General features: G+C 62.8%; 15 protein-coding genes. 9 read left to right on the forward strand and 6 right to left on the reverse strand.

Going from position 1 to position 16,158, the window contains the following annotated elements; all coding sequences use genetic code 11:
- Window positions 1-16: 16 nt before the first annotated feature.
- The 3 genes from modA to modC are packed head-to-tail and all read left to right on the forward strand — an operon-like array spanning window position 17 to window position 2,176.
- Window positions 17-802 (forward strand): molybdate ABC transporter substrate-binding protein, encoded by a 786-nt coding sequence (gene modA / locus IVA98_RS35775; protein WP_247302694.1) that lies wholly within the window; start codon window positions 17-19, stop codon window positions 800-802.
- A 13-nt stretch (window positions 803-815) separates the two neighbouring features.
- Window positions 816-1,511, forward strand: coding sequence for a molybdate ABC transporter permease subunit (gene modB, locus IVA98_RS35780; RefSeq protein ID WP_247302693.1), 696 nt, complete (start codon window positions 816-818; stop codon window positions 1,509-1,511).
- A 2-nt stretch (window positions 1,512-1,513) separates the two neighbouring features.
- Window positions 1,514-2,176 (forward strand): molybdenum ABC transporter ATP-binding protein, encoded by a 663-nt coding sequence (gene modC / locus IVA98_RS35785; protein ID WP_247302691.1) that lies wholly within the window; start codon window positions 1,514-1,516, stop codon window positions 2,174-2,176.
- 26 nt (window positions 2,177-2,202) lie between these two features.
- Here the strand turns inward: modC and IVA98_RS35790 are convergent, their stop codons facing one another.
- Together IVA98_RS35790 and IVA98_RS35795 are read right to left on the reverse strand one after the other, a co-directional pair.
- Window positions 2,203-2,463, reverse strand: coding sequence for a PepSY domain-containing protein (locus IVA98_RS35790; RefSeq protein WP_247302689.1), 261 nt, complete (start codon window positions 2,461-2,463; stop codon window positions 2,203-2,205).
- Window positions 2,464-2,629: 166 nt separating this feature from the next.
- Complete coding sequence (locus IVA98_RS35795; RefSeq protein ID WP_247356734.1) at window positions 2,630-4,423, reverse strand: potassium/proton antiporter; 1,794 nt, start codon at window positions 4,421-4,423, stop codon at window positions 2,630-2,632.
- A 217-nt stretch (window positions 4,424-4,640) separates the two neighbouring features.
- Between IVA98_RS35795 and IVA98_RS35800 the strand changes: the two genes are divergently transcribed.
- From IVA98_RS35800 to IVA98_RS35825, 6 genes are all read left to right on the forward strand, one after another.
- Window positions 4,641-5,954, forward strand: coding sequence for a mechanosensitive ion channel family protein (locus IVA98_RS35800; protein WP_247302685.1), 1,314 nt, complete (start codon window positions 4,641-4,643; stop codon window positions 5,952-5,954).
- Between the two features lie 118 nt (window positions 5,955-6,072).
- Window positions 6,073-6,891, forward strand: coding sequence for a type I methionyl aminopeptidase (gene map / locus IVA98_RS35805; RefSeq protein ID WP_247302683.1), 819 nt, complete (start codon window positions 6,073-6,075; stop codon window positions 6,889-6,891).
- Between the two features lie 89 nt (window positions 6,892-6,980).
- Window positions 6,981-7,583, forward strand: coding sequence for a JAB domain-containing protein (locus IVA98_RS35810; RefSeq protein ID WP_247356736.1), 603 nt, complete (start codon window positions 6,981-6,983; stop codon window positions 7,581-7,583).
- A gap of 163 nt (window positions 7,584-7,746) precedes the next feature.
- Window positions 7,747-8,988 (forward strand): tyrosine-type recombinase/integrase, encoded by a 1,242-nt coding sequence (locus IVA98_RS35815; protein ID WP_247356737.1) that lies wholly within the window; start codon window positions 7,747-7,749, stop codon window positions 8,986-8,988.
- Complete coding sequence (locus IVA98_RS35820) at window positions 8,931-10,349, forward strand: PDDEXK nuclease domain-containing protein (RefSeq protein ID WP_247356738.1); 1,419 nt, start codon at window positions 8,931-8,933, stop codon at window positions 10,347-10,349. Before IVA98_RS35815 ends, IVA98_RS35820 begins: the two co-directional genes overlap by 58 nt.
- Window positions 10,346-11,248 carry an abortive infection family protein gene (locus IVA98_RS35825; RefSeq protein WP_247356740.1) on the forward strand — a complete coding sequence of 301 codons (903 nt, stop codon included), beginning with the start codon at window positions 10,346-10,348 and terminating at the stop codon, window positions 11,246-11,248. The genes IVA98_RS35820 and IVA98_RS35825 overlap by 4 nt, the downstream gene beginning before the upstream one ends.
- Here IVA98_RS35825 and IVA98_RS35830 read toward each other — a convergent pair whose 3' ends face one another.
- From IVA98_RS35830 to IVA98_RS35845, 4 genes are read right to left on the reverse strand one after another with little or no spacing between them, the layout of a single operon-like run.
- The gene (locus tag IVA98_RS35830; RefSeq protein WP_247356769.1) at window positions 11,249-12,625 is read right to left on the reverse strand and encodes an SAVED domain-containing protein; all 1,377 of its coding nucleotides are present in this window, start codon (window positions 12,623-12,625) and stop codon (window positions 11,249-11,251) included.
- Between the two features lie 46 nt (window positions 12,626-12,671).
- Window positions 12,672-13,127 carry a Mov34/MPN/PAD-1 family protein gene (locus IVA98_RS35835; protein WP_247356742.1) on the reverse strand — a complete coding sequence of 152 codons (456 nt, stop codon included), beginning with the start codon at window positions 13,125-13,127 and terminating at the stop codon, window positions 12,672-12,674.
- Entirely contained in the window at window positions 13,105-14,796 is a 1,692-nt protein-coding gene (locus IVA98_RS35840) for a ThiF family adenylyltransferase (RefSeq protein WP_247356743.1), read from the reverse strand. Before IVA98_RS35840 ends, IVA98_RS35835 begins: the two co-directional genes overlap by 23 nt.
- On the reverse strand, window positions 14,793-15,806 hold the full coding sequence (locus IVA98_RS35845; RefSeq protein ID WP_247356745.1) for an SMODS domain-containing nucleotidyltransferase: 1,014 nt from the start codon (window positions 15,804-15,806) through the stop codon (window positions 14,793-14,795). Before IVA98_RS35845 ends, IVA98_RS35840 begins: the two co-directional genes overlap by 4 nt.
- Window positions 15,807-16,158 lie beyond the last annotated feature (352 nt).

Raw genomic sequence — 16,158 nt, forward strand, 5'->3', positions numbered from 1 at the left:
GCACGGAGCGCTATCCATGTTTCGTATTGCCGCACTTGTCACCGCCTTCGGCATCCTCGCGGGCGCGAGCCTGTCGCCCGCTAGTGCCGAGGACAAGACCATCACCGTGTTCGCCGCCGCCTCGATGAAGAACGCACTCGACGAGATCGACGCCGCCTACACCGCCAAGACCGGCGTTAAGTTCAGTGTCAGCTATGCTGCGAGCTCGGTGCTTGCGAGGCAGATCGAGCAGGGCGCGCCGGCCGACGTGTTCGTCTCCGCTGACACCGACTGGATGGACTACGCCATCGCCAAGAAAGCCGTCAACGAATCCACCCGGGTCAACCTGCTCGGCAACAGCATCGTGCTGATCGCGCCGAAGGACTCCAAGGTCGACAACGTCACGATCGCGCAAGGCCTCGACCTCGCCAAGCTCGCCGGCGACGGCAGGATCGCGACCGGTGACGTGAAATCCGTGCCGGTCGGCAAATACGCCAAGGCTGCGCTCGAAAAGCTGGGCGCCTGGCGGGCCGCCGAGCCGAAATTCGCCATGGCCGAGAGCGTGCGCGCCGCGCTGACGCTGGTGGCGCGCGGCGAGGCCGTGCTCGGCATCGTCTATGCGACCGACGCCAAGGTCGAGCCGGACGTGAAGATCGTCGGCACCCTCCCGGCCGATTCTCATCCCGCGATCATCTATCCCGTCGCCGCGACCACGACCGCGAAAAGCGAGACCAGCGACTATCTCGCCTTCCTGCGCTCGACGGCCGCCAAGACCATTCTGGAGAAATACGGCTTCAAGTTCCTTATCAGCCCCACCACATGATATCTCCGGCTTGATGTCCGAGATTTCACCCGCGGAATGGACGGCGATCCTGCTTTCGCTCAAGGTCGCCGTCATCGCAACGCTGGTGGCGACGCCGTTCGGCATCGCGCTGGCATGGCTGCTCGCGCGGCGCGATTTCTGGGGCAAGTCGCTGCTCGACGCACTCGTGCATCTGCCGCTGGTGCTGCCGCCTGTGGTCACCGGCTATCTGCTGCTGCTTAGCTTCGGCCGCCGCGGTCTCGTCGGCGGTTTCCTCGCCGACAATCTCGGCATCGTCTTCTCTTTCCGCTGGACCGGCGCTGCGCTCGCCTGCGGCGTGATGTCGTTTCCGCTTCTCGTGCGGCCGATGCGGCTGTCGATCGAGGCGATCGACCGCCGGCTCGAGCAGGCCGCCGAGACGCTGGGCGCGGCGCCGTGGAAGGTGTTCTTCACGGTGACGCTGCCGCTCGCGCTGCCCGGCGTGCTCGCCGGCATGGTGCTCGGCTTTGCCAAGGCGATCGGCGAGTTCGGTGCCACCATCACCTTCGTCTCCAACATTCCTGGTGAGACCCAGACGATCTCGTCCGCGATCTATTCGCTGATCCAGACGCCCGACGGCGACGCCGCGGCGGGACGCCTCGTCATCGTCTCGATCGTGCTCGCGCTCGGCGCTCTGATCGCGGCCGAGTGGTTCGCCCGCCGCGCCACCGCGCGGCTGCACGGGAATTGACCATGCTGCATGTCGATGTCGAAAAACAGCTCGGCGAATTCTCGCTGCACGCGTCATTCACCAGCGAAGGCCGCGTCATCGGGCTGTTCGGCGCCTCGGGCGCCGGCAAGACATCGCTGGTCAACATGATTGCAGGCCTGTTGCGGCCCGACCGCGGCAGCATCGTGATCGATGGCGAAACCGTCGAGGACACCGCGGCCCGCATCCATGTGCCGACCTGGCGCCGCCGCGTCGGCTACGTCTTCCAGGATGCGCGGCTGTTTCCGCATCTCAATGTCGCGCAGAATCTCGACTATGGACGGCAGATGAACCGCCTCGCACCCGATCCGGCCCAGCACAAGCGCATCGTCGACCTGCTCGACATCGGCGCCCTGCTCGGCCGCCGCCCCGGAAAGCTCTCCGGCGGCGAGCGCCAGCGCGTCGCGCTCGGCCGCGCGCTGCTGTCGAAGCCACGCCTCCTGCTGCTCGACGAGCCGCTCGGCGCGCTCGACGAAGGCCGCAAGCTCGAGATCCTGCCTTATCTGATGCGGCTCCGCGATGAAGCCAACGTGCCGATGGTCTATGTCAGCCACGACGCCGCCGAGCTGCGCCAGCTCGCCACGCAGATCGTGATGCTGAAGCAGGGTCGCGTGACCTCGTTCGGCGGGGTGAAGGTGCTGACATAAAGACGCAGCGGCCATATCATTCAGAGCTACCAGCCTCGCTCGACGTTGCGCACCTCACCGGTCCTCGCGTCAACATAGACTTCCATCCAGCGGCCTGCACGATCCCGCCCATCAATCTCCCATTCGTCGCCGAGGAAGTTGGTGTGCGAGACCGTCACGACGCCGAGATCTGTCGCGACATCGAGCGCGACCTGCATCGAGATCTGATCGCCGGTATCGTAGGCCATCGCCGGTGCGGCAGCGCCGAGCGCGAGGGCTGTTGCGATCGGAAGGATGAACTTTCGCATGGCATACTCCTGTCGGTCCAAGCTGTTACGCGGCTTAGAACGAGCGGCATGGCAGAGTGTTCCGGGTTTCGACGTCACGAAATCGCGCAAATCTTCGGCCGTTGCGGCGATTTGGTGGCGGTTCCTCATCGTGATTGTCCTGGCAAAAGCCGGGACGACAGCCAAGTCAAACCCCCGCCACCGACGCCCAGACGTCGGCGAGCTTGCGCCGTAGCGCCTGCGCACGGGTCGGCGGCGCCGGGGTCTCGTCCTCTTCCGGCAGGCGCAGGCCGACGACGTTGACGCGGCCGCCGGAGATCGAGCGCGCGACCAGCACAATCGTATCCAGCGCAAGCTCGGCGCCCTCTTTTGGCGCGTGATCGAGATGAACGTCGAAATAATCGGCCAGCGTCAGCTTACTTTCCTCCTTGTCGACCTTCACGCCGTAGATCTCGGCGAGCTCGGCGAGCGTGTGCTCGCCCGAGACCATGAAGTCGCCGAGCAGATGCGGATCGGGCGCCGAGCTCGGCTGCATGTCGACGAAGAAGCGGTCGAGTGCCTCCGCCTTTTCCGGCGGCGCCAGCAGGTAAATGTAATCGCCGGGCGCGATTGGATCGGCCTCCACCGGCATCAGGATATTCTCGTTGCGGATGACGAGCGTCGGCTTGGACCAGGATGGAATCAGGCCGCGGCGGAAATACAGGCTCTTCGGCCGCACCGGATAGCCGACCAGCTGCTGCTCGAGCTGGCCCGGCAGATCGAGTTCGACGCGGCGCGGCCCGCGCTCGGCGCGCGGCAGCGCCACGTGCAGCTTGCGCGCGGCGGGCGCCAGCGTCCAGCCTTGCAGCAGCAGCGAGATGATGACGACGACGAAAGCGACGTCGAAATAGAGATACGCCTTGGACAGGCCGACCAGCATCGGGATCGAGGCCAGGAAGATCGCGACCGCGCCGCGCAGGCCGGTCCAGGCGATGAAGACCTTCTCGCGCCAGTTGAAGCGGAACGGCGCCAAGCACAGGAACACGGCGAGCGGCCGCGCGACCAGCATCAAGACGAGCGCGACGCCGACGGCCGGCAGCACGCTGGCGCCAAGCCGGCTCGGCGAGACCAAGAGGCCGAGCAGCACGAACATCACGATCTGCGCCAGCCAGGTCGCGGCGTCCAGGAAGGCCACCACCGAATTATGCGCGCGCGTCGGCCGGTTGCCGATAATGATTCCGGCGAGATAGACCGCAAGAAAACCGGAAGCGTGCATGATCTGCGAGCCGCCGAAGATGACGAGCGCGCCGGTCGTCACGAACGGCGCATGGAGGCCCTGCGGCAGCGCCACCTGGTTGAGCGCGATGACGACCAGGCGTCCACCGATCACGCCGACGACGGCACCCAGCACCGCCTCCTGGACGAACTCCATCAGCACATGGCCGGGCGAGCTCGAGCCGAGCGAGATGTACTCGACCAGCATGAGCGTGAGGAAGATCGCAAACGGATCGTTGGTGCCGGATTCCGCCTCCAGCGTCGCGCCGACGCGCGGGCGCAGGCGCAGGCCCTGGGTGTGCACCAGCAGAAAAACCGCGGCGGCGTCGGTCGAGGCGACCACAGCGCCGACCAGCAGCGATTCCGACCAGTTGAGATCGAGCGCGTATTTCGCGAATGGCGCCGTGATCAGCGCCGTCAGCAGCACGCCGATGGTCGCCAGCACCACTGAGGGCGCGAGCACGGTGCGGATGCTGGCAAAGCGCGTCCGCAAGCCGCCGTCGAACAGGATCAGGGCGAGCGCGACCGAGCCGACCAGATAGGTGGTGCGGACGTCGTCGAACTGGAGCTGCCCGGGCCCGGAATCGCCGGCGAGCATGCCGATCGCAAGGAAGACAAGCAGCAATGGCGCGCCAAAGCGCAGCGCGAGCAGGCTCGAGAGGATGCCGGCCATGACGAGAACAGCGCCGAGCAATATGGCGAGGCTGACGGAGTCGAGGGAGGCCATCCACCTTCCGGGTAAAAATCGCTGGATTTGCATCCTTATCGTCGGCGGACTCGCGCGCCAACCTATTTTCTCCCGCTCGCGGCAATCTGCCCGCATTTTGCGGCCTTAACGCGCATCACTTCGCGGTGTATCGATGGTCCGGCCGTGCCCTTTGTGGGATTCTGCGGCGCCCTCGAATCAGAATCCTCCCGCCCGCTTTCCCGACGAGACCGACCCGATGGACATGGACCTCAAGGACTTCATGGAGTTCGTGCAGACGACCGGGCGCAGCGTCGGGGCGGAAATCTCCTCACCCTGGTTCTACCTGCAATTCGGTCTCATCCTGGCCGCCGCCGGCATCGCCTATGCCGCGGAGGCCGCCATTCGCAGCCGCCTCGACATGACGTCGCTGGCGATGCGCTGGCCGCTGCCGCTCCGGCACTTCGTCCGGGTGATGGTCGCGAGCGCCTCGACCGCGGTTTTCACCCTGCTCGTGATCATTTCGCGCGTGGTGATGTACCACGCGACCTGGCCGAGCCGCAGCTACCTGTTGATGGTCGCGGCCAAGCTCGGACTGGCGTGGCTGGTGATCCGGCTCCTCACTTCGGTGCTGCGCAACGCCTTCATCGTCAAGCTGGTGTCGATCACGGCGTGGTTCATCGCCGCCCTCTCCATCCTCGGCCAGCTCGATGCGACCGTCGAGCTGCTCGATTCCTTCGCGATCGTGCTCGGCGGCCTGCGCCTGACCCCGCTCTTGGCGCTCAAGGCCGGCGCGCTGCTGCTGATCGCGCTCTGGCTGACCAACATCGCGAGCAATTTCGCCGAGAGCCGGATCAATGCGACCACCGATTTGACGCCGTCGGTGCAGGTGCTGCTGGTCAAGATCATCCGCATTGGGCTGCTTGCGGTCGCGATCGTGATCGCGCTCGGGGCGGTCGGGATCGATCTGTCGGCGCTCGCGGTATTCTCCGGCGCGGTCGGTGTCGGCATCGGTATCGGCCTGCAGAAGATCGTGGCCAATTTCATTTCCGGCATCATCCTGCTCGCCGACAAGTCGGTGAAGCCCGGCGACCTCGTCACCATCGGCGACAATACCGGGCGGATCAGCGCGATGAAGACGCGCTATATTTCCGTCGCGGCCGGCGACGGGCGCGAATTCCTGGTGCCGAACGAGGATCTGGTGACGCAGAAAGTCGTGAACTGGACCTACACCGACAAGAACACGCTGGTGAAGATCGCCTTCGGCACCAATTACGACGCCGACCCGCGCCTCGTCTGCAAGCTCGCCGCCGAGACCGCCGCCGCCCACCCGCGCGCGCAGAAGGGCAAGCCGCCGAACAGCATTTTGACCGAGTTCGCCGAGGCCGGCATGAAGTTCTCGCTGACATTCTGGATCGCGGACCCCGACGGCATGGACAACGTCAAGAGCGACGTGATGCTGGCGCTGTGGGACGCCTTCAAGCGCGAGGGCATCCGGGTTCCCTATCCCGTCCGCGAAATCCGCGTGCGCGGCGCCCTGCCGGTCGAAACGGCCGTAGAAGTCCCGAATTAGGCCCGCTTTCGCGCGCAAACATCACGCTTGGCTTGCATGAAGGCCCGCAATCACTAGATTGGAGCCTGAAATCAGGCCTTTCCGCCGACATCGAGCCCCTTTGGAAGATCGCGCCCGCATGAGTTACGTCGAAGCCACCGAGACCTCCCTGCGCAAGACCGGACAGATCAAGCTGCATGGGCCGAGCGCCTTTGCCGGCATGCGCAAGGCGGGGGCGCTGGTGGCCAAGTGCCTCGACGAGCTCACCGATATCGTCGGGCCCGGCGTGCCGACCTCGCGCATCGACGAATTCGTCCGCGACTTCGCCTTCAGCCACAACGCCTATCCGGCGACGCTGATGTACCGCGGCTACCGGTACTCGACCTGCACCTCCCTCAACCACGTGGTCTGCCATGGCATGCCCGGCGACCGCCCGCTGAAGGAAGGCGACATCGTCAACATCGACGTCACCTTCATCGTCGACGGCTGGTACGGCGATTCCAGCCGGATGTATGCGGTCGGCCCGATCGCGCGCAAAGCCGAGCGGCTGATCGAAGTCACCTATGAAGCGATGATGCGCGGCATCGCCGCGGTGAAGCCCGGCGCCACCACCGGCGACATCGGCCACGCCATCCAGAGTTTCGTCGAGCCGCAGGGCATGAGCGTGGTGCGCGATTTCTGCGGCCACGGCCTCGGGCGCATGTTCCACGACGAGCCGAACATCATCCATATCGGCCGGCCCGGCGAGGGCGTGCAGCTCAAGCCCGGCATGTTCTTCACCATCGAGCCGATGATCAATCTCGGCAAGCCGCATGTGAAAATCCTCTCGGACGGCTGGACCGCGGTCACCCGCGACCGCTCGCTGTCGGCGCAGTTCGAGCATTCGGTCGGCGTCACGGCGACGGGTGTCGAGATCTTTACGCTATCGGAGCGGCACGGCGAGAAGCAGATCGGGTGAGGCTTTGGGCCGCCGGCCTACAATGAACGGCGTTTGCCATCGCAATTGACGGTTGCAAAACTGCGGTTCCGCGGCAATGCTGGCGGCCGATGCCCACCAAGCCGGACCACGACAAGAGCAAATCTGAGGATACGCCGCACTATCACGGCCATCGCGAGCGGCTGCGCGAGCGCTTCTACAGCGCGGGCGCGGATGCGCTCAGCGACTACGAGCTATTGGAGATGGCGCTGTTTGCCGCGCTGCCGCGGCGCGACACCAAGCCACTCGCAAAGACCTTAATCAAGACTTTTGGTTCGTTCGCCGAGGTCGTGCATGCGCCGGTGGCGCGCCTGCGCGAGGTCGAGGGCATCGGCGAATCCGCGATCAACCAGCTCAAGCTGATCGCAGCAGCGGCGCACCGCGTCGCCAAAGGCGACGTCAACAGCCGCAACGCGCTGTCGTCCTGGAACGAGGTGATCGACTATTGCCGCACCAGCATGGCCTTCGCCGACAAGGAGCAATTCCGCCTGCTCTTCCTCGACAAGCGCAACCAGCTCATCGCCGACGAGGTGCAGCAGACCGGGACCGTCGACCACACCCCGGTCTATCCCCGCGAGGTGATCAAGCGCGCGCTGGAGCTGTCGGCAACCGCGCTGATCCTGGTGCACAACCACCCCACTACCCCCTATTCGATCACGCTGGATCACGCTTGATCCCTCTGAAACACCTATAAAATAGTACTTTTCTCACGTTGCGCACTGGGGGTGGCTATGGCAAATTGGGAGCGGTTAGAGGGATAGCGAACGGCCTTCCGCTCCCAGCAAACGATCCCCCTTTTTCCCCGACCGATCCCAGTTGCGGAACAGAAGAAATGCCATGCCAAGCCTGACTGATACCGCGATCCGACACGCGCTGAAGCGCGTCGAACTCAGCCGGAAACAAGAAAACCTCGCAGATGGTGAAGGCCGCGGCACCGGCCGACTTCTCCTCGTCCTCAAGCCGATGCCGAAGCGTGTGACCGCAGACTGGATGGCGCAGCAATGGCGCGACGGCAAACGCGCTAAAAAGAAGCTTGGCGCTTATCCGTCGACGTCCTTGGCTCAGGCGCGCGATATCTTCAAGCGCGACTACGCCGATGTGATCCAGAAAGGCCGCAGCATCAAGATCGCAACGGATACTCGTCCCGGCACCGTCGCTGATCTGTTTGAGGGCTATGTTGCGTCGCTCAAGGCCGCCGGCAAACCGTCCTGGAAGGAGACAGAGAAGGGCCTCAACAAGATCGCTGGAACGCTCGGGCGCAACCGACTGGCTCGTGAGATCGAGTCTGAAGAGATCGTCGAACTTATCCGGCCGATCTACGAGCGTGGCGCCCGCTCGATGGCCGATCACGTGCGATGTTACATCCACGCGGCCTATAGTTGGGGGATGAAATCCGACAACGATTATCGGAATACATCCCCGCGCCGCTTCCGTATCCCATTCAATCCGGCCTCGGAAATTCCGACCGAACCCAAGGTTCAGGGCACGCGCTGGCTCGACGAGGAAGAGTTCGTGCAACTCTATCGCTGGCTGGAATGCCCCGATACGCCGGTTCATCCCTCCTATCCCCGCGCTGTGCAGCTCATCATGCTGACCGGTCAACGCGTCGAGGAAATCGCGCGCCTGCATGTCGATCAATGGGATGCGCCGGAGAAGATCATCGATTGGTCCAAGACCAAAAACCTTCAGCCGCACGCTGTTCCAGTGCCATCGATCGCCGCCGAATTGATTGAGTCAATCAAGCCAAATAAGTACGGCTGGTTCTTTCCCTCAGCGAAGGACCCGTCCAAGCCCGTGAGCCACGGTACGCTCTATAGCTTCGTTTGGCGTCAACGGGACCGCGGCGTGATCCCCTATGCAACGAATCGGGACCTCCGGCGAACCTTCAAGACCCTGGCTGGCAAGGCCGGGGTGTCCAAAGAAATTCGAGATCGTCTGCAAAATCATGCGCTCCAGGACGTCAGCTCCAAGAACTATGATCGCTGGCATTACATGCCCGAGAAGCGCGCGGGAATGGCAAAGTGGGACAAGTTCGTGCGCGCCATGCTGGCGAAGAAGCGCTTGAAGGTGGCCGCGTGAGCAGGCGACCTTCCAAATCCCTCTCGGCCCGAAAAAGGGCCAAACCGACGACCGAAATTGACGCGCGAAGCTATTCGGCGTTCGTCAGCGACCTTAAACGGAAGATCGCGGAGGCGCGGCATCGTGCCGCTCTCTCGGTGAACCGTGAGCTGATCCTGCTTTATTGGAACATCGGACGCGATATCCTCGCGCGGCAGGACCGGGAGGGATGGGGTGCCAAGGTCATCGATCGTCTAGCCGACGACCTTGGCCGAGCCTTCCCTGAGATGACCGGGCTCTCGGCCCGAAACCTGAAGTATATGCGCGCCTTCGCGGAGGCGTGGCCGGATGGCGGATTTGTGCAACAGGTTGTTGCACTTTTGCCTTGGGGCCATAACGTCCGCCTGCTGGATGCAGTCAAGGCGCCCGAGGAGCGCGCTTGGTACGCCCGCCAAGCGATTGAACACGGATGGAGCCGCAACGTCCTCATCCATCAGATCGATAGCAACCTCTTCGCCCGCCAGGGCAGCGCGCTCACAAATTTCTCGCGAACCCTGCCAGCCGAGCAATCAGAGCTCGCCCAGCAGATCCTGAAAGACCCCTACACTTTCGACTTTCTATCGCTCGGCCCCGAGATGCTCGAGCGCGATCTCGAACGTGGGCTGATCGAGCACCTCCGGTCGCTCATCCTCGAACTCGGTAAGGGCTTCGCCTTTGTCGGCAGCCAGTATCATCTCGAGGTCGCCGGCCAGGACTATTATCTTGATCTGCTCTTTTATCACCTCCGGTTACGCTGCTTCGTGGTAATCGAACTGAAGATCGAAGACTTTAAGCCCGAATTCGCAGGGAAGATGAACTTTTATCTCTCGGCCGTTGACGACCAACTCCGGCACCGGGACGATCAGCCGACGATCGGCATCATCCTCTGTAAGGGCCGTAACAAAGTGATTGTCGAATATGCTCTGCGCGACGCGAGCAAGCCGATGGGCGTAGCGCAATATCAGCTATCACCTGCTCTGCCGCCCCAGCTTCAGCAAGACCTGCCTACCGTGGAGGAGTTCGCTCGTGAATTTCCGCTCATGTCCGTCGTCAAGATGCGCATGGAGATCGAGAGGGCCTTGCGCAACTTCATGCGCGACCACGGCTTTGCTTCGACTCGACCGACCGGCCTCGGCGACATGCTGCGCGAATTGCATCGTCGCAGCCTCGCCCCCGTCAGCACGCCGCAGCTTCTGGACTCCCTGCGGGTCATGAACGAAGCCGCGCATGGTATGGACGTCGACCCGGCGACCGCGCAGCGAGCCGTCGATGCCGGCACGGTTTTTCTGGCGGAACTTCGAAACATGGGTGGAAACGGCTCCCTTGACGGCGAACCATCATGATCCATGACCTGTTCCTTCGCCGTTACCCTCAGCAGATCTATTGGGGCGATCGGCCGACCGCTGAGATTCACCAACTCTTCGTTCAGGTTGCACACATCATCTTCGGCGACCTTGTTGAGCCTTTGCAGCTCAACGATGACTTCTTCAAACGCGCGCACGACGCGCTCGCACGCGAAACAGGACGCGGGCGTCTCTACGACGCGCCGTCCTGGGACGCCGCTTGCGGGGAATTCCTGACCGAGGTGTATGACCTATGGAAGGATCGTCATGGGACCGCAGACACCTTTCTAAAAATGCGTCTCAGCTTGGTCGAGCTGCTCTTCCGTTTGGCGGAGGAGCGCGCTCGCCAACTCGGCCGAGCTGCCCCAGACGCAATCCCCATGGTCGCACGGGCCGTGGATGAGCTGAACAGTCGCTTCCGGCAGGCCCGGATGGCGATGCACTATCACAACGGGATCCTGCAGTTTGCGCGAGACGAGCTGACCGAGACGCGCATCGCGGAGCCCTGCTGGGCGTTACTGCGAGATGCGAAATGGGCAAACGTCGATCGCGAACTCAAGGAAGCGATCGAGCACGCCGACGGGCAGCGCCAAGATGCCGCCTTTCATGCGGCAAAGGCGCTCGAAAGCACCATCAAGATTATATCCGACGACAAGGGCTGGTCGACGGGCCGCGAGCGTGGCGCCGCCAACTACATCGACAACCTTGTCAGCCAACAGAACGGACGATTCATCGCCCCGTGGGAGGGGGACCTGTTGAGGGCCTACTTCATTCACGTTCGGAATCCGCATGGCCATGGCGCGGGGAGCCGACCACCACCCGCCTTGACGCCTGACCAAACAGATTGGGCTATTGAGACGGCGATGGCATGGATCAAGAATCTGGTCCGCCGCACCTGATCAAATCTGTGCAGTTGCAACATAGGTGCGATCAGCGATGACGAACTCGTGCAATTGCGTCGGCGGCATCGCGTTCCAGCGATGACCGAGCGCTATAGCGAAAGCCGCTGGTCCCGCGAAAAAAAGCTGAATCCCTTGAGGCCGCAGGCGTGCAACTGCGGCATCTGCCGACCGCTTGATAGTTGCGACACCGACCTGCGCAGCCTTGGCCGACGGAATTGGACGATCGAGAAAAAATCTCAGCACCGACTCGCTGGGGACGTCGATTGTCTCATTAAGATCGGGCGCTGGGTCGCGCAGAATCCCGATCGAAATGACCAGTTGGTCTCCGTGCAGTGCTGTCGGCTCAGCGATTTGCCAAGTTGGCGCGATGTCGCTCATTGAAGGCCGATCATCAGTCGCCCACGCGCCCGCCCTTGTCGGTATTTCCAGCTCGAATCCTATTGCCGCGCGCAGCGACCAGCCGAGGACGATCGCCGTCGTCAGACGATAGGAGCCACTGAGTGCGACCCGGGGCACGGTGTGGCTGCGAAGCCACCGCGCCGTTCGATCCAGCGGCACAACCAGATCATCCGTCCACTGCTTCTGCGGCGGGAATTTGCCGTCGCGACCGGAAAACCCACTGGCGTCGATCTCTAGGCTGCGCTCGTTTCCCTCGTTTCGGTCCGATCGGATATGCACTGGAAGGGCTTGCGGGAGCGGGAGCCGCGTCCCGAGGGCGTCTTCGATTATCCGCAACAGGACAAGTCGTCCGATTGGGGAGCCGATTGATCGTCGCGCCAATGCGCTCAGCGCTTCGAACGCCTCCGCGACCCGTTTCTGCGGCGCCTCGAGGGACGGATAAGTTCGATCGAGTTCAACCCCAAATGTCGCCAAAGCTGCATCACGGTCTGGCAGATTACGCTCGCTGACCTCGACCGATTCGGCGATGAACGCTCCCAATGGAACGCCATAGGTCTCGATGAGCCGATTCCGCAGCTCGGCATCGCTCGCCGCCATCACGTCGGCGAACGGCGCGTAAAACGGGCGAGCCTTGCGGACCCGGCTTGGATCCCGTGCGAGCCAGGCGACGGAGGGGGACAGCCGCGGCGTCACCAGTGTGTGCACGCGTGCCGCATGCGGAAAGGCGGTTTCGAATTGCAGGAACGTCTCAAAGACCTCGCGTACCCCTGCCGGCGTCAGCGAGCCGGCCTTCGCCTGGAAACGCTCCAGCAATCGCTCGCGCGGCGCATAGGGAGTAAAGAACCGCGCCTCCAAATCCTCCAACCCTTCGAATATGATCTGCTCAAAGGCGGGGTTGGCCAGCCAAAGCGGCAACCGGGCAAGGCCATCCCAAAGCTGGTAATCGAAACCATCCTGGGCGATCACGCCTCCCATTCCTCGGGCGTCAGTCAATGCCGGTGCATTATCACTGCTGCTCAACTTAAACCTCCAGCGAAACTGCGCGCTCGGCTCCTTGCGGATCAAAGAGCCACGCGCCAGCTGTCAGCGCCTCTGCATCTAGCCGGACGATCATCAAAATCGCAAAGTAGCCCACAAATTGCGAGTCCCGGACGAGGTCCCGCATCGTCGCCACATCCGTACCGCTGGGCTGCACAGCAAAACTCGGATGGCTGTGCCACTCACCAATGTAATTGTACCGCGTATATCTGTGCTCTGTCCGATCGAAAAAGCGGACGGCGTCCCTTGCCGCCTGCAACAGATCCACGATGAAACGCGCGAACGTACCCGGCCGGGACTGCACGGTCAGCTCGGTCACACGGAAATCCGATGGCGCAAGCTGTTCGCCGAACAGCTGACCGCCGATTTCCTTGACGCCTGCCTGCTTAAGAGCGGCAACGAGCCTGTGGGTCTGATCAGGCGCCAGCGCTATTTTCACCGAGCCACTCCTTAAACAGATTCACCGCGAACGACCTGGCCTCAGGATCGCCGGCGGGCGGAGCCCGGACCCCGCGCTCGCCCACACTCAGGCGGATCGTGTGGCTATGTCCGTCGAACAACCACGCCTTTCGGTATCCGAGCAACAGCCAAGCGGAATCGATCGAAGGCGGAGTGCCGTCGAGGATATCGAGGATCACGCGCGCTGCATGGCCCGCGGTCATCGTGATCGCGGCGTCATCGGCGATAACTGGCGTGCCATCCTCCGCCAGCATCTCGTACCGGCGCGGACCTGCCTCTGGCGGTTTGACACCCTGCACATCGCACCAGGCTAGAAACGTCGCCCGGCCCTCGACAAAGGGTGGGTCACGGCTCGGCACACAGGTTGCGATCAGGGCACCGAGGCCGCCTTCGAATACTTCAACCGAGACAAACGCTTTGTCATTGGCTTCTGCGATGGCTGCGAGAAACAGCGCGGTCGCCGGATCGCCTGTCGCATCGACGATGACCTCTCCTTCGGCGACCGCCTCGACCTGCCACGCGTGAGTCTTCGCAGACCGCTGCCAGTTCAAATTGACGTCGATCGCGTTCACGTCCGCGCCCGGTGCGATCCCGAGCAACCGCCGCTTCAGCCCATGCACTTTGCGAAATCCAATGTCACGCCAGTCAAGCGCATGGCGCTCCAGATTCCCGGGAAGGAGCACATCACCATCAACCAACGTCAACCGATGCACCCCCGAACGCAGGATCGCCTCGCCAATCTTGGACCCGACCGAGCCGGCACCGACGATCGTAACGCGCTTGGCCCCGACTTGCGCCGGGCGCGCCGACCGCGCACCGTCCTCATCAGGCAGGACAAAGACCCGGCGGCGGTGGGTCCCGCCGTCGGCGACAAGGTGAACCACTTCAAGCTCCGCGCCCTTGAAGACGACGACGCCGGCGGTCGAAGCCTCGGCCGCCGCCGCCGTCTCCGGATCGAAGCCGGTGGCGCCAATCAATCCTGCCCGATCGAGGTCGCCAGCCGGTGGCGAAGGCGCGTCGGATACATAGACAGCCACCTCGAAACGCCAGCTATTGAGGTCCGGCCCCGGCGGTCGCCGGGCGGCCTGTCGGTCCTCCTCATCATGGATCATGATCGGCCAGACGTCGTCGTAGGCCATCCAGCGCAGGGCACTCAGACCGCCTGCCCTGCCGGCCCGGATCCGTGCCGCGCAGCCCGAGCCGATCAGAACCGGATTGGCGCCCCAGTCATAGGCTTGCAATTGCCCGATATCGTGAGCCGATGGCGCGCGATGCTCCCCTTCTCCCAGGGGGTTCTCCACCACGAGGAGATTGTGGGCGCTGCGGAGAACATCCACACCGGTCGCGCCGGAGATCCAATTATCGGGCCGCAATTCGAGGCACAGCGTGCCTTTTCCGTACTGATGGGTGGTCCAACGGATTTCTCCTTGCGGTTCGACCCACGCCGGAACTTCAGGGTATTGGTCTGGATAGACAAGCCGGATCGGATAGCTGTGACCGTGCGCGATCAGAAGACCTTCGGCGCTCAACCTGCCTTCGTGAAATCGCCAGCGATCGAGCTCAAACCAGCTCTCTTCGCGCGCGAGCGCTTCGATCGCGGCTTTCTCCGCTGCCAACCTCGCCGAATCGGCCAGCCACCAGAACTTCAAGCGAAGCCACGCGGCTTATTGGCGGGCGCTGCCATCGCATTGGGAAACGTGTAGCCGGCAGGTACGGGGGATGCCGCAGCGAAGCCGCCGTAGGATGCGGCCTTGGCCACAGTCGCAGTCGCCTTGAATCTGTCACCGAAGACGCGCCTCCATTGGCGGGTCGCCTCCTCCATGTCCTCCGCTTCCTGAGCGCGTCGCGCAATGTCGGCATAGACACGGACCTTCTCAATGAAATCTTTCCACTGCGCGACGGTTACCTTGCCAAGGATGTCGTTTGACGGATCGGCTGGGTCGGCAATGAAGGGTTTCTGGTCGACCGCAGCGAGAAACCCGTACGCATCATAGAAATTCTTGAGCAGCCGTGCGAACGCCTCGCCATAATGCGTTTCTGTTGTCGGTGCGTGAAGCGAAACGAGCACTTCGAGCACGAAACCCTTCGGGCGGCGGCCACTGGGGTTCACACGGCGCCACCACTTGAAAAGCTTCACCAGCGGCTTGAAGCGGCCATCGAATTTCTCATTTTGTTTCGCGCTCCATGAGGTGTGCACCGGTGGATTGGTGAACTTCCAGGTGCCGTTGTCGCGATCCGGAATCATATATCCGTTCCAGGTCTGCACCACCGGGACGATATCCATGTCGGCCTGCCAGGTCTCAACTCGCACGGAACGCTTATTGATCCGCTCCACGACATAGCCATCGTCGCCAGCTTCCAGCGCGCGGCAGACCTCCTGCAGCACGTTATCGGGATGATCGCTGGTCTCAAAGTTCGTGACGATGATGATGTCGACGTCCGGACGCTCCTCACCATCAGCCGATGTCCGCGGCCGGATTGACGTGCTCCGGGCGTAACTCCCTGACAGAAAGCTCGTGACGTACCTGTCCTTGAACTTCTCCTGTGTTCGGAGGTGATCTCGAATGCCGGTATGGCCGCCGGAAGCCTGAGACTTTGTGGTTGGACTCGGCTCAAGGTCTGCGAGCAGCTCGGTAAAACGCGCCTGCGGAACTGGCATATGCCCCCCAATGTTCGCTATTCGTTCAATATTGGATGCTCGGGCCGCTGCGCAAGTACTCGGTCCAACGAATTAGACCGAAATACACTGTTTTTGTTCGCAAATTCCCAGAAATCCAGCCTGGGAGCAGCCAATTTCCTGGAACTCCAAAGGACCATAGTGATCCAGTTTGTTCCCAGCGTGGAGTCGGACCGGCATAGGCCGCGTGGCGTCAGCCGACACCCGGATGCGGAGCGAGAATCCTGGGTTCATCGAGCGCACCGGCCGGTTTCCGGTTGCGAACAAAACAGGAAATAGGAATCGTGTTAGGTCCACGGTCGGCCGATTCGAATAACGCGCAAGCTCTACATCG

It is taken from the genome of Bradyrhizobium sp. 160, from assembly GCF_023073735.1.
In the GTDB taxonomy this organism is placed as follows: domain Bacteria; phylum Pseudomonadota; class Alphaproteobacteria; order Rhizobiales; family Xanthobacteraceae; genus Bradyrhizobium.

Coding starts and splice junctions, on each gene's coding strand:
- IVA98_RS35845 (WP_247356745.1), bottom strand. CDS start 15,806: ATGCCAGTTCCGCAGGCGCGTTTTACCGAGCTGCTCGCAGACCTTGAG.
- IVA98_RS35810 (WP_247356736.1), top strand. CDS start 6,981: ATGCCCACCAAGCCGGACCACGACAAGAGCAAATCTGAGGATACGCCG.
- IVA98_RS35815 (WP_247356737.1), top strand. CDS start 7,747: ATGCCAAGCCTGACTGATACCGCGATCCGACACGCGCTGAAGCGCGTC.
- map (WP_247302683.1), top strand. CDS start 6,073: ATGAGTTACGTCGAAGCCACCGAGACCTCCCTGCGCAAGACCGGACAG.
- IVA98_RS35800 (WP_247302685.1), top strand. CDS start 4,641: ATGGACATGGACCTCAAGGACTTCATGGAGTTCGTGCAGACGACCGGG.
- IVA98_RS35795 (WP_247356734.1), bottom strand. CDS start 4,423: ATGGCCTCCCTCGACTCCGTCAGCCTCGCCATATTGCTCGGCGCTGTT.
- modA (WP_247302694.1), top strand. CDS start 17: ATGTTTCGTATTGCCGCACTTGTCACCGCCTTCGGCATCCTCGCGGGC.
- IVA98_RS35825 (WP_247356740.1), top strand. CDS start 10,346: ATGATCCATGACCTGTTCCTTCGCCGTTACCCTCAGCAGATCTATTGG.
- IVA98_RS35790 (WP_247302689.1), bottom strand. CDS start 2,463: ATGCGAAAGTTCATCCTTCCGATCGCAACAGCCCTCGCGCTCGGCGCT.
- modC (WP_247302691.1), top strand. CDS start 1,514: ATGCTGCATGTCGATGTCGAAAAACAGCTCGGCGAATTCTCGCTGCAC.
- IVA98_RS35830 (WP_247356769.1), bottom strand. CDS start 12,625: ATGGGAGGCGTGATCGCCCAGGATGGTTTCGATTACCAGCTTTGGGAT.
- modB (WP_247302693.1), top strand. CDS start 816: ATGTCCGAGATTTCACCCGCGGAATGGACGGCGATCCTGCTTTCGCTC.